12 protein-coding genes and 1 pseudogene are annotated in these 14,758 nt (G+C 65.2%); 5 read left to right on the forward strand and 8 right to left on the reverse strand.

The features are described from left to right. Nucleotides 1-318 precede the first annotated feature (318 nt). From ABZ293_RS39210 to ABZ293_RS39225, 4 genes are read left to right on the forward strand one after another with little or no spacing between them, the layout of a single operon-like run. Complete coding sequence (locus ABZ293_RS39210; RefSeq protein ID WP_355189285.1) at nt 319-609, forward strand: DUF427 domain-containing protein; 291 nt, start codon at nt 319-321, stop codon at nt 607-609. 54 nt (nt 610-663) lie between these two features. After that, nucleotides 664-1,431, forward strand: a complete 768-nt coding sequence (locus ABZ293_RS39215; RefSeq protein ID WP_355189287.1) for an alpha/beta hydrolase — start codon at nt 664-666, stop codon at nt 1,429-1,431. 25 nt (nt 1,432-1,456) lie between these two features. Next, nucleotides 1,457-1,975: a hypothetical protein gene (locus tag ABZ293_RS39220; protein ID WP_355189289.1), complete on the forward strand. Its 519-nt coding sequence runs from the start codon at nt 1,457-1,459 to the stop codon at nt 1,973-1,975. Between the two features lie 43 nt (nt 1,976-2,018). Then, nucleotides 2,019-3,047, forward strand: coding sequence for a hypothetical protein (locus tag ABZ293_RS39225; RefSeq protein ID WP_355189291.1), 1,029 nt, complete (start codon nt 2,019-2,021; stop codon nt 3,045-3,047). 39 nt (nt 3,048-3,086) lie between these two features. Here ABZ293_RS39225 and ABZ293_RS39230 read toward each other — a convergent pair whose 3' ends face one another. The 6 genes from ABZ293_RS39230 to ABZ293_RS39255 form a co-directional block, all read right to left on the reverse strand. Continuing rightward, nucleotides 3,087-3,860: an ESX secretion-associated protein EspG gene (locus tag ABZ293_RS39230; RefSeq protein WP_355189293.1), complete on the reverse strand. Its 774-nt coding sequence runs from the start codon at nt 3,858-3,860 to the stop codon at nt 3,087-3,089. Nucleotides 3,861-3,875: 15 nt separating this feature from the next. Continuing rightward, nucleotides 3,876-5,144 carry a hypothetical protein gene (locus ABZ293_RS39235; protein WP_355189295.1) on the reverse strand — a complete coding sequence of 423 codons (1,269 nt, stop codon included), beginning with the start codon at nt 5,142-5,144 and terminating at the stop codon, nt 3,876-3,878. A 271-nt stretch (nt 5,145-5,415) separates the two neighbouring features. Beyond that, nucleotides 5,416-7,920, reverse strand: coding sequence for a phenylalanine--tRNA ligase subunit beta (pheT, locus tag ABZ293_RS39240; protein WP_355189297.1), 2,505 nt, complete (start codon nt 7,918-7,920; stop codon nt 5,416-5,418). Between the two features lie 31 nt (nt 7,921-7,951). Beyond that, nucleotides 7,952-9,010, reverse strand: coding sequence for a phenylalanine--tRNA ligase subunit alpha (gene pheS / locus ABZ293_RS39245; RefSeq protein ID WP_354953163.1), 1,059 nt, complete (start codon nt 9,008-9,010; stop codon nt 7,952-7,954). A 158-nt stretch (nt 9,011-9,168) separates the two neighbouring features. Further along, on the reverse strand, nt 9,169-9,573 hold the full coding sequence (locus ABZ293_RS39250) for a hypothetical protein (RefSeq protein WP_355189299.1): 405 nt from the start codon (nt 9,571-9,573) through the stop codon (nt 9,169-9,171). Between the two features lie 631 nt (nt 9,574-10,204). Continuing rightward, on the reverse strand, nt 10,205-11,623 hold the full coding sequence (locus ABZ293_RS39255) for an MFS transporter (RefSeq protein WP_355189301.1): 1,419 nt from the start codon (nt 11,621-11,623) through the stop codon (nt 10,205-10,207). A gap of 104 nt (nt 11,624-11,727) precedes the next feature. On the opposite strand from ABZ293_RS39255, the gene ABZ293_RS39260 reads away from it, so the two are divergent. Beyond that, nucleotides 11,728-12,309 carry a helix-turn-helix domain-containing protein gene (locus tag ABZ293_RS39260; protein ID WP_355189303.1) on the forward strand — a complete coding sequence of 194 codons (582 nt, stop codon included), beginning with the start codon at nt 11,728-11,730 and terminating at the stop codon, nt 12,307-12,309. Nucleotides 12,310-12,689: 380 nt separating this feature from the next. On the opposite strand, the gene ABZ293_RS39265 is transcribed toward ABZ293_RS39260, so the two are convergent. Continuing rightward, the gene (locus ABZ293_RS39265; RefSeq protein ID WP_355189305.1) at nt 12,690-13,136 is read right to left on the reverse strand and encodes a hypothetical protein; all 447 of its coding nucleotides are present in this window, start codon (nt 13,134-13,136) and stop codon (nt 12,690-12,692) included. Nucleotides 13,137-14,080: 944 nt separating this feature from the next. Continuing rightward, a pseudogene (locus ABZ293_RS39270) lies at nt 14,081-14,758 on the reverse strand (hypothetical protein); the annotation flags it as partial.

Raw genomic sequence — 14,758 nt, forward strand, 5'->3', positions numbered from 1 at the left:
AGACATGGACGAGTGATCACCATGCTCTGGTGCAGGCAAACGTCGAGAGCCATACTGCGTCAGCGCATTCTCGTCGGTTGAGGGGGCTTGTGCGGCGCGCAGGGTGAGGGGGTGGCGCATCTGTGTGCGGTGGCGCGTTGTTGGTTGTCGCAAGAATGTTGTGTGGCTGCGGTGAGATCGGGTGGGGGGAATTGGTGTGGGGGCGGGGAATGAGCGGGGGGCGCTTGGTGGAGGGGGAATACTGTGGGTGTGGGTTGGGTTACACCTGTTAGCCGTGATGTGTGTGCGGCGGAATCGAGTGCGACGGTGGGAGATTCGATGAGCGTGCGAGCGGTGTGGAACGGCATTGTGCTGGCAGAGAGCGATGACACTGTGGTGGTCGAGGGCAATCACTACTTTCCGGTGGGGTCGCTGAATGGCGAGTATTTCCGGGACAGCGATACCCATACCGTCTGCGGCTGGAAGGGGCTCGCGTCCTATTACACGGTGGAGGTCGAAGGCGCGAAGAATCCGGATGCCGCGTGGTACTACCCGGATCCGAAGCCGGAGGCCGAGCAGGTGCGCGATCGCGTCGCCTTCTGGAAGGGCGTCGACGTCGTCGAGGCATGACGCGTCCGGGGAGTCGGCGCGCACTGGCAGCGCGCACCGAGTAAGAACGATGGCATGCGACATCCCGCCAGCCCGATCCTCAACGCGCTGACTTTCCAACCGGATCGGCAGATCCTGCAGACGCCGTCGGTCCTCGGGATGGACTACACCGAACTGTCCATCCCGACAACCGACGGCGAGACCCTGCACGGCTGGTGGCTGCCCGCCGCACACCCGATCGGACACGTCCTGTTCGCCCACGGGAATGCGGGCAATATCGGCGACCGCGTGCCGATCTACGCGCTGCTCACCGAAATCGGTTTGGATGTACTGACTTTCGACTATCGCGGCTACGGCCGCAGCACTGGCCGCCCCACCGAACACGGCACCTACCTCGACGCCCACGCCGCCAGGCGGAGCATGCTCGAACAGCCGGGAGTCAACCCCGAACGTGTCCTCTACCTGGGCAAATCACTCGGCGGCGGCGTACTGCTGGAACTGGCCACCGAATATCCCCCCGCCGGACTGGTGCTGATGTCCACCTTCACCGGCCTCCGCGACGCGGCCCGCTCCGTATATCCATTCCTCCCCGGCCCACTGGTCCCCGACGCCTACCCGAGCCTGCGCCGCATCCGCGAACTGCAAGCCCCCGTCCTGATCATGCACGGCGACCACGACGAACTCCTCCCCCTACGCCACGCCGAGCGCCTGTTCGCCGCCGCCCCCGAACCGAAACAACTGGTGATCTTCCCCGGCGCAGGCCACAACGACCTCATCATCTCCACCGAGGTCTCCTGGATCGATCTCATCCGCGCCTGGACCGCCGAACTGCTCACGACCTGATCGCAGTCGTGCGTAGCCTGGCGATATGAGTGATTTGGGTGAGATCACCGCACGGCTCGCGGCGTTATCCGATGACGAACTGCTTTCGGTGCTCGGCACCGCCACCGCCGGGCGAGCGCGACTAGCCTGGGTGCACACTGCGGTCGTCGAAGCCGCTGGCCTCGGTCATATGGGATCGGATGCGACTGTGAGTCCCGCCACCCCAAAGCCGCAGACGCATGATCAGGAATCCGACGCCGCGACATCCGGGCAGGTCGGAGGCGTTTTTCCGGTACCAGCGGTACCGGTACCGCCGACCGGTATTCCGGCCGGGCCCGAGGTGGGCGGATATTCCTCCGGCGGAGTCCCTACCTTCGAGTCGGTTCGCGATAAGGTCGAGCAGCGCTTCGGCACCGCGCAGGGGATGGGCGAACTCGACCGGCAGACCCCAGCGGGCCGCAGCGCCGACGAACAATGGGAGGCGCGCGAGAAAGCCGCGCGTGAGCGTCTGGAACAGATACGGAAATCGTTGCACGGCAACGACGTCGAATCGAACGATCCGTAGGCTGGCCCAGCGCGACGGACTATGGATGTGATGGTGGAATTCGATGAGCGAGCCGCGTGAGATCGCCGAACGGCTACTCGATGCCCAAGTGGAATTCCTGCTGGCCGAGGTGAGCGGCGACCGCTTCACCGAGGTCGTCGCCCGTGACGTGGAATCGGTGATCGGGGTTGCCGACACCCTCATCTTCCGCGATGTCGTGGAAATCGACCAGGCCAAGGAGACGGTCCGCACCGTAATCGACCTGATCGGCGGCAGCCCGGTCATCGCGGATATGGTCGGAGTCTTCGCCGACTCGATCTACGACAATATCGCCGCGAACAATGACTACACCCTCGGCCAGGTGGTCGAGCGCGAACCGGTCGAGGCACTGCTGGAGAAGATCTTCGGCATGCACCAGGCGCAGGAGCGCATCCTGGAGCGGCTCACCGAGAGCCCGCTGGTCGCCACCGTCGCCTCGAAATTCGTGGACAAGCTCATCTCCGATTTCATGGAGGCGAACAAGCAGATCGCGGGCAAGATTCCGGGCGTCTCCTCGCTGATCTCCATGGGGCAGTCGGCGGCCAAGACCGCCAAGAAGGCCACCGAGAGCACCTTTATCGGCGATATGGCGGGCAAGGGCGCGGTCTTCGCGCTGAAGCGCACCAACAATGCCATTCGGGAGATGCTGCGCGACGCTCCGGTGCACGATGCCGCGATGGAGTTCTGGGATCTGCACGCCGACGAACCGGTGAGCGGTCTGCGGGACTATCTGAGCCAGAAAGATCTGAACGAACTGGTGCTGCTCTGCTACGAGATCGCCGTAACCACCAGGGAGAAGGAGTACTTCGGGCTGCTCGTCGATGAGTGCGTGGATGTCTTCTTCACCAAGTACGGCGATTACACGCTGGCCGCCATGCTGCCGGAACTCGGCCTGTCCGGCGACGATATCGCCAAGGAGATCCTGCGCTACGGTCCTGCCGTAATCGCGGGTGCGAAGCGAAATGGCGTGCTGGGCAAGCTGATTCGCGAGCGGCTGGAGCCGTTCTACACCTCGGATGTGGTGCTCGGGATTCTGGGCGAGATCAAGGGCTGAGTCCGATATTCCCCGCGTCCGGTGGGCGCGGGGAACCCTTCACGGGGCCAGGTGATCGCCGTTGCGGACCTCTTCCACGGTGCGGCCGATCATTTCGCGCAGCGTTGCGGCGATGCGCTGACGATCGGTCGGCTTCACGATCACGGTACGACTGCCGAAACTGACATAGCGGCCGTCATTTTCGAAATCGATGATTTGAAAGTCCTTGCGGCCCTTGGTATGCCGATTGTCCACACTGCCGAACGGATACACCCCCACGTGTACGGTGGCGGTCGTCGGCCGACGGAAGAACTTCTCGAACTCCTCGCGCACCGTCGGACGCCACGCATCGCGCACCACCGGCGGCGGCTTCTCCAACTCCTCGACCGGAACCTGCATCGGTTTACCCTGTCCCGCACGGCATTCCGGCAATACATCGACCACTGCGGGCGCCAGATCCTCGGCCGTGCGGAAGAGCAGGTCCACCGCACCGCCGTGCTCGTGATCGAGGCCGGGCTGCTGGATCGCCAGCGCGGCGTGCTGGAAATGCACGCCACCGTGCGCACGGATCTTGTGCTCGTTGCGCGGGCCGTGGAATCCGGCCACCTCCACCCGCGCCTCCGGTGCCAGCAGCACCTCGACGGCACGCACCAGATCCTCGTCCAGCTGCGGCATCACCACCTCGGCCGCGGCCCGGCGCAGCCGATCCGAATCCTCCTGGAAGACCTCGGTGGAGCGATGTCGCAGCGGATACGGGAGCACATCCCGTCCGGTCGACTCCCAGAGCACTCGGAATTCGAGCGCGGTGAATCGCCACCGCCGCGCGGTTGTCATGCGGTCTTCCTGTTCCTACTCGCCGATGACCGGCGGGACCGTCTTCGGCGCATTGGTGAGCCCGGTGAGCTCTTCGCCGTTCTGCTGGTTGATCAAGTAATCGGGGATGCCCTTGGTGGACTCGTTCTCGTCCTTGCCGCCGCGATTACCGGGTGAGCCCATACCGGACATACCGTTGCGGCCCGTGGTTGCGGCAGTCGTTGCGGTCGCCGCGGTGGTGGCGGCGGTACCGGTGGGCGTGCCGGTGACCGTTCGGCCCGGCGACTGGCTGGTCGCACCGGGGGTGCCGCTCGGGCTGCCCGAACGGTTCGGCGAACCCGTGGTGGTCGGCGTTGTCGTCGACGACGGATTGGTCGCGGTGGTATCCGGCTTCGTCGTTGTCGGCTCGGTGCTGGTGGTCGACGAAGGTGTCGTCGAACTATCCGTCGACTGGGTACTCGACGGATCGGTGGACGGACTCGGCTCGGTGGGCTTGGGCTCCTGCTTGTCCGTCGGCTGATTGCCCGGGGAGGTACCAGGACCGCTGCCACCAGGGCTGTTACCCGGCCCGCCGCCGGGAGTCTCGCCCGGCTTCGCCGTCGGGTTATCGGGTTTGGGAATGACCGGGACGTTGGTGTCGGTCTCCTCGATGACCGGCGCGTAGACGGTGCGCAGCACCCGGACCGCCTCGGCATGTGCGGTGCTCTCGGCCTCATCGTTATCGCGCCAGCCCCGGCCCGCGATCCAGTGCCTGGCATTCTCGACATTCGAGCGCAGGTCGGGCGCGTGCGGCACCAGCGCCTTGGTCGGTTCCAGACCGGTCCCGAGTTCGGCCACCTTGCTGCCGGTCAGTTTGGCGGCATTGGCGAGCTGCACGGCCTGGGTGCTGTAATCCCCGACGGCCTTGGCGACGGCATTGCGGGTGGCACCCTTCCAGATGCCTTCATCGGTCGCGCGTTCCATCGCCTTCTTGAAGGTGTCCAACGAGGTCTCGGCGCGTTTGCCGATTTCATTCCATGCGGTCGCGAGATTGTCGACGGCGGTGATATCGATCTTGTCGACCTTCTCGCGCAGCTCTGCGGTCGACGGCCGATCGAAGTCGTCGCGGCCCTGCACCGAACGCGGTCGGTAATCGCCCTGGAAGCCAATGCCATTGGCAGTGCTGCGCACACCGTCGCGCTGCTGGTTGTACTTGTTCTGCACGGCCGCAGGATCAACACCCGGCTGACGTTCCTCACCCGCGATCCAGTCGGTCAGACTCTCCAACATCGCGGACCCGAGATCACTTGCGCTCCAATTGAACATGCCGAACCCCATGGCTCAACCGCCCATCGATCGCAGCATCAACGTCATTCGGTGCGCCATCCCCACCCTCTCGACCCGTCCGAAGATCCTTACCATATCAAACGGTATCCCCACCCACCCCACGCCGAACCATTCTCAGCACTGGCACTAGCTGCACGGCCGATCACCTCCGGCGCGTGACTATGGCCAGCTCCTGCCCGCGCAGTAATGCCCTGGGCCGCAACGCGAAACGGCCCCGGGCGGCATACCGTCCGGGGCCGACTTCAACTGACTAACCGCGCAGCACCGCGCCTACTGCGTCGGCAGCCGCGGCGACCGCCGAGTCGCGGGCCGCACTCGCCTCGTCCTCGGTGAGCGTGCGGTCGGAGGCGCGGAAGCGCAGGGCGTAGGTGAGCGACTTGCGTCCCTCGCCCGCCTGCGCGCCCTCGTACACATCGAACAGGGCGATATCCTCCAGCAGCGCACCGCCGCCGGTGCGCAGCGCCGACTCCACCGAGGCGGCGGGGACGGTCTTGGCCACACTCACCGAAACGTCCTGCAGTACCGCAGGGAACGGGGAAACCACTGGGACAGGCCGAGATTCGCGCAGCGGCAGGGCATCGAGATCGAGTTCGAGGGCGCAGGTGCGCGGCGGCAGACCGGCACGCTCCAAGACGGCCGGATGCAATTCGCCTGCATGCCCGACGATCCGGCCATCGACCACCAATTCCGCGCACCGTCCCGGATGCCACGGCAGATACGAAGCGGTGCGACGCTCGATCGTCACACCCGCCGCGTCACCGATCGCATCGGCCAGCGCGAACGCGTCGGCAGCCTCGGCCGGACGTCCCGCACCCCACGGCCCGCGCGGTTCCCGGCGACCGGTGAGGACAGCGCCGATATGCACCGGCTGTGCGGGCAGCGAATCGAGCAGTTCCGCGATCTGTTCGTCGGTGGGCCGACGATCCACGGGCAGCACGTCGACCGCGCGCACGTTCGGACCGGGCTGCACCACCTGCGCGATGCCGAAGATCGCGAGATCACGCGCGCCGCGAGAGATATTGCGCGCGGCCACTTCCAGCAGACCGGGCAGCAGTGTGGTCGCCAGTTCCGGACGCTCGGTATCGAGCGGATTCAGCACCCGCGTGGTGTTGCGCCGCGGGTCGTCGGCATCCAGGCCCCAGGTGTCGAACACATCGGCAGGAAGGAAAACCGGCGGCGGCACCTCGACACATCCGGCGAAGGCCAGCGCCCGGCTCACCGCGCGACGCCGCCGCTGTCCGGCGGTCAGACCACGTCCGGCCGGGGCGGTCGGAATGACCGACGGGATCTGCTCGAGCCCTTCCAGCCGCAGCACCTCCTCGACGAGGTCCGCGGGCTGCGCCAGATCGGGCCGCCAACTCGGCGGCGTGACCACCAACTGCCCGTGCCCGGTGGCCTCGTTGACACCCACCTCGACCGTGCAGCCGATCTGCGCGAGACGACGCGCGGAGGTACCGGTCGGGTAGACCACGCCCGCCACCCGATCGGCGTGATCGATATCGATCCGGATCGGCGGCGCGGCTGGCACCGGCACCCGCACATCGGTGAGCGCGGATTCCACAGTGCCACCGGCGATTTCGGCCAGCAGCTGGGCGGCGCGATCGAGCGCGGCGACATTGATCTCCGGATCCACGACCCGCTCGTAGCGCTTACCGGCCTCGGAGACCAGCTTGTGCCTGCGCGCGGTGCGGTAGACCAGCAGCGGATTCCAGGTGGCGGCCTCGAGCACGATATCGGTCGACCCGGCGCCGACTTCCGTTGTCGCGCCGCCCATGACGCCCGCAAGCGAAATGACGCCGGAGTCGTCGGCGATCACCACATCCTCGGCGTCGAGCACCCGCTCGACCTCATCGAGGGTGCGCAGCGTCTCGCCCGCATTGGCAGTCCGCACGACCAGACCGCCATTGAGCTTGTCCGCGTCGAAGGCGTGCAGCGGCTGCCCGAGCTCGAGCATCACGTAGTTGGTGACATCGACCGCAGGCGAGATCGGACGCACACCCGACAGCAGCAGGCGGCGCTGCAACCACCAGGGGCTCACCGCATTCGGATCGATGCCGGTGACCCGGCGCACCGCGAACCGGGTGCACTTGGACTCCGGCTCGAGCCGAACCGACCACGCCTGCCGCTCGTCATCGGGCAGTATCCGCACCGCGGGATCGGCGTATTCCAAATCGAATCCGCACGCCAATTCGCGCGCCAGACCGCGGGCCGAGAAGCAGTAGCCGCGGTCCGGCGTGATGTTCAGCTCGATGACCGTATCGTCGAGTCCGAGCAGCTCATTGGCATCGGTACCGGGTTCGGCGGTACCCGGCTCGAGCACCAGAATGCCCGAATGATCCTTGCCGATACCGAGTTCGGCGACCGAGCAGATCATGCCGTTGGAGACATGCCCGTAGGTCTTGCGCGAGGAGATCCGGAAACCACCGGGCAGCACACCACCCGGCAGGACCACGACCACCAGCTCGCCGACCGCGAAATTGGTTGCGCCGCAGACGATCTCCTGCAGGTCCGGGTTGCCGATATCCACCTTGCAGAACCGGATCGGCTTCTTGAACTCGGTCAGCTCGGTGATCTCGGCGACGCGGCCGACCACCAGCGGCTTATCGATATCACCGGTCACCCGCTGGAGCTTGTCGACCTCTTCGACCTCCAAACCGACACGGACGAACCCGGCGTCGAGCTCCTCCGGCGTCACCGACCACTCGGGGGTGGTCCGGCGGATGATGTCCGTCAGCCAGGACTGCGCTACTCGCACTTGACGTTTCGCTCTCTCGATGGATGGAAGGTCAGGACCGGATACCGAAGGGCAGCGTGAACCGCACGTCACCCTCGACGATGTCACGCATGTCCGGGATGCCATTGCGGAACTGCAGCGTCCGCTCCAGCCCCATGCCGAACGCGAACCCGCTGTACACCTCGGGATCGATCCCGCTGGCGATCAGCACCTTCGGGTTCACCATGCCGCAGCCGCCCCATTCGACCCAGCCAGCGCCGCCCTTCTTGTCCGGGAACCACACATCGACCTCGGCCGATGGCTCGGTGAACGGAAAATAGTTGGGGCGCATACGAGTCCGCGTATCCGGCCCGAACAGGGCGCGGGCGAACGCGTCCAGGGTGCCGCGCAGATGCGCCATGGTCAGGCCCTTGTCCACCGCGAGCCCCTCCACCTGGGAGAAGACCGGGGTGTGGGTGGCGTCGAGCTCATCGGTGCGGAAGGTGCGGCCGGGGCACACCACATAGATGGGCAGTTCGCGCTCGAGCAGCGAACGCACCTGAACCGGTGAGGTGTGCGTGCGCAGCACCTGGCGCGACCCCTCCGGCGCGATGTGGAAGGTGTCCTGCATGGTGCGTGCCGGATGGTCGGGCAGGAAATTCAGCGCGTCGAAGTTGAAGTGCTCGGTCTCGACCTCGGGTCCCTCGGCGACCTCCCAGCCCATCGCGACGAAGACATCGGCGATCTGCTCGGAGATAACGGTGATCGGATGTCTGGCGCCGACGGCCGCCCGGACCGCGGGCAGTGTCACATCGATCGCCTCGGCGACCAGGACAGCGGCGTCGCGCTCGGCGAGCAGCACCGTGCGGCGCGATTCGAAGGCCTCCGATACCCGGGCCCGCGCGACATTCACGCGCTTGCCCGCATCCGCCTTCTCCGACTTCGGCAGGCTACCCAGCGCGCGTTGCGCCAAGGCCAGCGGCGCCTTACCGCCGAGATGCTCGGTCTTCGCGACCGCGAGCGCATCGAGATCGGCGGCCGCCGCAAACGCCTTCTCGGCTTCCGCCGCGGCAGCGGCCAGAGCCTCCTCGGTCAGCGCTGCGTTCTCGACTCCATCGTTGTCGTCGGCCACGATCGTTCGTCTCTCCCCTGGGGATCGGTTCGCGGGTCCGCGTGATTGCCTACCCACATTGCTGCTGGTCGAATCGTATTCGATGCGCCGGAGGCAATTCATCCGGATTACCGCCGCGTCGCCCGCCGAGCGTGTGCCACCACCGGCTCGCGCAGAGTTCACCCAGGCCAGCGCCCGTGCGGCGCCCCGAGCCATTGTCGCGCCGATGGGGCGTACAGCAAACCAACGATGAAACAGACAACCGCACCGATCACGATCCCGTAGATCCGACCACCGCCCAGCAAGAGTCCGAGCGCCGCCAGCAGCAGCGGCAATTGGATGACGATCGCGATAACGCGCAGCAGCCCCCATTTCCGGCCGACGAACACCGCCACCCCCGCCAGAAAGACCACCATCCCGAGCGCCATCAGCCAGTAGATCTGAATGGCGATACCCGATTCGCGACCGATCGCCCCCGCAGCCATGGCCACCAACCCCGCCCCTTCCAGCGCGATCAGCCCACCCGCCACCCGCACCACAGCAGGAACGCGCCCCCGCAGCACTTCACCCTTTGGGCTCGCCACACCGCGAGTGTACCGATAGCACTTGAGCATTATCGCAGGTCGCGTGATATCCACAGCCCCGGCCTTGTACGCACCACCCACGCTCGATAGCACCCATCGTTCGCGCTAGACGGACCACGACCAAGCCCTCGCGGCGCGTCCACCAAGACGACGGCCATATCGAAGTACGCCACACGAAAACCAGGAAAGGGGCGCAGCGCGCCTATCAGGGCGGCGCGGCGACGATCGCAGCGGCACATCCGCACCACGAGGCACGACGACACACAAATGCGCCGGCCTCAGGCGATCAGCCCAGGACGGGTACGTGGGGCTCGGTCGGCAGTTGACAGCACGCGGCATCGAACAGCACTCGGCGGGTGAACCCGCTGCACGCACACCACGACCGATGTCCACCCGCCCGCCACCAGCAGCCCGAGGCCAGCCCGCGGCGCCGATGAGCACGCGGCGCCGATCGCGCAAGCAGCGGCACACCCGCACCGCAATGGAGGCCACACGTAAATGCGCCCGCAGTCAGCCCGCGCCACCGATCAGCGCAAGGCAACGTCCACACCACAGGGGGGACAACCACAGACACAAGTGCACCCGCCCCAGGCGTTCGGCCCGGGGCGGGCGGACGGTCTCGATCAGCGGATCAGTCCGCGGATTCGATGCGGCTGGGCAGGAGACGGGAGAGCACTGCGCCTGCCGCGACGATTGCGGCGCCGACCCATACGGCCGGGATCAGGCCGTCGACGAAGCTCTGCGGGTTGGTGTAGGAGCCATGGGAGGCGAAGACCGATGCCAGTATCGCGACACCCATGGCGACTCCAACCTCGCGGATGGTGCTGTTGGTGCCCGAGGCCATGGCTCGATCCTCCGGACTCGCGCTGGCCATCACGACCGTGGAGCCGGGCGCGAATGTCAGGCCCATGCCGATGCCGCCGAGTAGGAACGGCCCGACGAATGCGCCGTAGCTCGCATCGACCGAGGTGATGGCCGCCATCCAGCCCAGCGCCACCGCCAGCAGCGCCTGACCGGCCGTCAGCAATGTCCGTGCGCCGACGCGGTCCACGACCAGACCGGCGAGCGGAGCGACCAGCATCGGCGCCATCGTCCACGGCATGGTGCGGATGCCGGACTGCAGTGGCCCATAGCCCTGGACGACCTGGAAGTACTGCGCCAGCAGGAAGATCGAGCCGAAGACACCGACCGAGAAGGTGAAGCCGGTCGTATTGCTCACCCGGAAGGCGCGGGAACGGAACAGCCGCAGCGGCAGCATCGGATCGGTCGTACGCAGCTCCCACACGATCAGCAGGCCGAGCAACACCATTCCGCCGATCAGCGTGGACAGCACACCGGTCGAGGTCCAGCCGTCATCGGCACCGTGGATCACGCCCCACACCACCGCCAGCACTCCGCCCGCGGACAACACCAGCCCCAGCGGATCCAGCCGCTTGGCCCGGCCGTGCGATTCGGTGAGCACCCGCGCCGCGAACGGCAGCACCAGCAGGCCGATCGGCACATTGATCCAGAAGATCCACTGCCAGCTCAGCCCCTCGACCACCGCGCCGCCGATCAGCGGGCCGAGTGCGACGCCGAGTCCGGAGATACCGCCCCAGATGCCGATGGCGGCGCTGCGCATCCGCTCGGGCACCGCCGATGACAACAGCGTCAGCGATAGCGGCATCACCGCGGCGGCACCGAATCCCTGCACCGCCCTGGCGGCGATCAGCATCCACGGTTCGGTGGCCACCGCGCAGGCGGCCGAGGCCAGGGTGAACAGCGCGATACCGGACAGGAAGACCCGGCGGCGCCCGAGCCGGTCGCCGATGGAGGTGGCCGTGAGCAGCAGCGATGCGAACGAGAGTGTGTAGGCATTGACGAACCACTGCAGGTCGGCCAGCGATGCGCCGAGTTCGCTGCGGATCACCGGTAGTGCATTGGTCACCACCAGGTTGTCCAGCGTGACCATGAACATCGGCAGGCCGACGGCGGCCAGTACGGCGGCGAATCGGCGTCCGCCCATGCGCTGTTCGAGCAGGACCGGCGGGGCGGAGGTTTCGAGTGACATGTTCCAGCCTTTGTTGTAATCGACTGATAACTAATTGAATTGGAGAGTATGCATCGACTGATAACATGTCAAGGGCAAGCGGCCGACCGACGAAGTGGAGACCGATGGCGAGCGCAGCCCGAACCCGAATGACCGCCACCGAACGCAGCGAGGACGTCCTGCGCGCGGCCATCGCCGCCTTTGCCGAATCCGGTTACGCCGCAACCAAAACCGATGAGATCGCGCGGCGCGCTGGCGTCTCGCAGCCGTATGTCATCCGCCTCTTCGGCACCAAACAGCAGCTGTTCCTGGCCGCATCGAACCGAGTCTGCGACCACATCGAGGACGTCTTCCGCGCGGCCGCCGCCGAGGGCATCACGCCCGACTCGACGGCGGAGGAGAAGATGCGCGCACTGGGCACCGGCTACAAAACGTTCCTCAACGAACGCGAACCACTCCTGGTGCTGCTCCAGTCCTTCGCCGCCTCCTCCGACCCCGCCATCGGCCCCGCCGTGCGCGAGCGCTTCGGCGGCATCTACCGCGTGATCCAAGAACTCACCGACGCATCGGCCGAACAGATGCGCCACTTCCTCGGCACCGGCATGCTGCTGAGCGTGATGACCGCCATGGGCGTCACCGGCCCCTGTTCGGTCCAAGTCCAATGGGCCGAAGACCTCCTCGAAGACCTCCGCGTCAACGGCGACTAACCCTGCCGCACAACCCATTCCGCACTTCGGGGCGCGCTCCGCCGCGAGGATCACCCGCTGCGCCCGCCACGCCCGCTGCTCGATGTCGAGGACCGCTCATAAGTTGCGCGCACGGTCTCGAGCCGTCGCTGCGAGAACCGCATCGCGTTCCTGTGGTCCGCGTACTTTCCGGTTCTCTTGCCGCGGCTCTTACCAATTGCGCGACTGCGATTTCGATCTGCACAGCCGGACCGTTACCAGCAAGGAACTCCGCGCCGAGCTGTGCAGGCCACTCACCACGATGTTGACGCCGATTCCTCGCCCGGGGTTACCAAAGCGGGCTCGCCGCGCGGGACGTCATCCGGCAGTGCATGCCTGATCTTCGCGGGAGGCGGTAGTCACTATGTGAAGATTGCCCCGATTGCGAGGCCGATGAGAAATCCGATGATGCACAACAGGAATCCGGCGAACGCGGCTAGTAGACCGACGCCTACTCGGCGGGTGCTGTCACTGAGTGGAAGGCTGGCGGCGCTGATGGCGATGAGTAAGCCACCAACGATGGGTGGTCCGGTTATGAACCAGATCGCGTCGCGGAGAACTAGTCCGGTGTAAGGCAACGAGATAGAGACCATGCCGATGACTACGGCGATGAACGCTTCAGGGTCGAACCAGTCCTGCCGGGCGTATTTCGACGGTAGGCCGCTCATGCGGTAGCCAACCAGACGAATACAACGAGTAAGCCGGATGTCGCTATACCGGTAGCCGTGCCCAGAGACCGCGGTGTTCTCCGTAGCACAAGGAGTACCGCCGCCACGGCCATAACGACGGTGATGGTGGCGAATACCCAATGCTTCGATGTGTCGACCGACGGGTACGCCGCGTCGGCCACACGAATCATCAACGCGAACAGCATTACGGCCGTCGCCGATGCGAGCGGTACCGTTAGCGTCGTCGCCTGCCAGAAAACGGGGCCGGACATCAAGCCGCGCACGCGGGTGTCATCACGATGCTCCACTAGCGCACAACCACAGTTGACGGCGGATTGCTCGGGGTACCCAGAGTTGTCGGTTTGTTCCGCTCCCAGTTCGGATCAGTGAAGTCGGCTTTGAACGGTTCGAACATTGCTTTTCCTCCTCCTACTTCATGGAAGGACGGCAGGTTGGCGAGTGGTCCCCACTGGCTCCCGGAATTCGCCGGATCGATCAGTACAGGGCGTGAATTTCCTGCGGAATTGTCCTGGTAGATCTCGATGGACGGGTAGTCGGTGATTTCTCCGTCCGTCGACGGCGAGAATACATATGCAAGATTGCATTTCGTCTGTTCGCTATCAAATCGCGGCAGATGATCGCCGTGGGGAACCCGCGGTGGCCGCGAAGGTACCGTTCGCAAGGGCCACCATGCGGGCACCCGGATGCTCAAATTCGCCGCCGCGCGCTGCGCCCAGGACCGGCTTCAGCAATGGCGGAAAACGTTCACGACTTCAGTCCCCACTGAACCAAAGATACCCATTCCTACGGATAGCGGTTTCGGCGGCATCGCGCAATACGACGAGCATTTCTGCTTCTTTGTCATTGCTCGGCGAAAGATTTGCTAATTCATCCAAGAGGATAGCCAGCTGGGTTGTGTTGAACATTGTGTCCGCGTGCGCGTGAAGACCCCGAAGTATTGAGCCTGCCGGAGCATTCCCGCGATACTTGACAAGCGTATCTTCCGCGTCCCCATATACCAGGCCAATCCGTTCGTGGACTTGATTTTGAATAATTATATCGATTCCCAATTCAACTCCTAGTATCTACGGGATCGGATACATGGTAATAATTCCGCCGAATCGGTCGGTAATGATCTTGTATCGACTGGTGGCGTGACCGCCCAACTGCTCTGACACGCTGCCGATGACTTTACCGGCGTCAACCTCGCGTTCAAAATTGCCGTCGAGGTTCGGTCCTCGTGCCGGTGAGTTTTCAGCTGCCTCGGCCAGCTCGTCGAGCTCCTCGCCGGTAATCGTGTCAGGCCAGGTGCCCTTTGAAGGATTATAGTTGGGAGCACCTTTGACATGCTTCCCAAGGATGTACTTTTCAACTTCATCGGTCATACCCGGAGCCGGATTGCCCGGAGCCAGCGGCAAGTTCTCGAATTTGTCTTCATCATCGATATAAACCTTCATGGCGATGATGGCGCCGAGTTTGATGGCGATATCGGTGAGGCTGGGGACCTTGTCGAATGCCGTGACGGTGAAGGCTGCGGCACCTGCCACTGCGGAGGCCGTGCCGATTATTTTGATGAGTTTGCTGGTGTCGTAGGTGCTTTTGAGCACTCTGGCGGTGTTGCCGGCGATCGCTACGACGCCGACGCCGGCGGCCACGTCGCTGAGGGCGGCGGTGATCCAGGAGGCGGCGACGCCGATGAAGACGGTGGTTCCGGCTGCTATCAAGGCGTTGGTGACCGCGTCCCGGAATTTGTCGCGGGTTTC

The organism is Nocardia sp. NPDC005998, assembly GCF_040614395.1.
GTDB lineage: Bacteria > Actinomycetota > Actinomycetes > Mycobacteriales > Mycobacteriaceae > Nocardia.

Bases quoted from the DNA above. Each gene is read 5' to 3' on its own strand.
- ABZ293_RS39235 (WP_355189295.1), bottom strand. From the start codon at position 5,144: ATGTTCAATTGGAGCGCAAGTGATCTCGGGTCCGCGATGTTGGAGAGT.
- ABZ293_RS39230 (WP_355189293.1), bottom strand. From the start codon at position 3,860: ATGACAACCGCGCGGCGGTGGCGATTCACCGCGCTCGAATTCCGAGTG.
- ABZ293_RS39220 (WP_355189289.1), top strand. From the start codon at position 1,457: ATGAGTGATTTGGGTGAGATCACCGCACGGCTCGCGGCGTTATCCGAT.
- ABZ293_RS39215 (WP_355189287.1), top strand. From the start codon at position 664: ATGCGACATCCCGCCAGCCCGATCCTCAACGCGCTGACTTTCCAACCG.
- ABZ293_RS39210 (WP_355189285.1), top strand. From the start codon at position 319: ATGAGCGTGCGAGCGGTGTGGAACGGCATTGTGCTGGCAGAGAGCGAT.
- ABZ293_RS39260 (WP_355189303.1), top strand. From the start codon at position 11,728: ATGGCGAGCGCAGCCCGAACCCGAATGACCGCCACCGAACGCAGCGAG.
- ABZ293_RS39255 (WP_355189301.1), bottom strand. From the start codon at position 11,623: ATGTCACTCGAAACCTCCGCCCCGCCGGTCCTGCTCGAACAGCGCATG.
- ABZ293_RS39225 (WP_355189291.1), top strand. From the start codon at position 2,019: ATGAGCGAGCCGCGTGAGATCGCCGAACGGCTACTCGATGCCCAAGTG.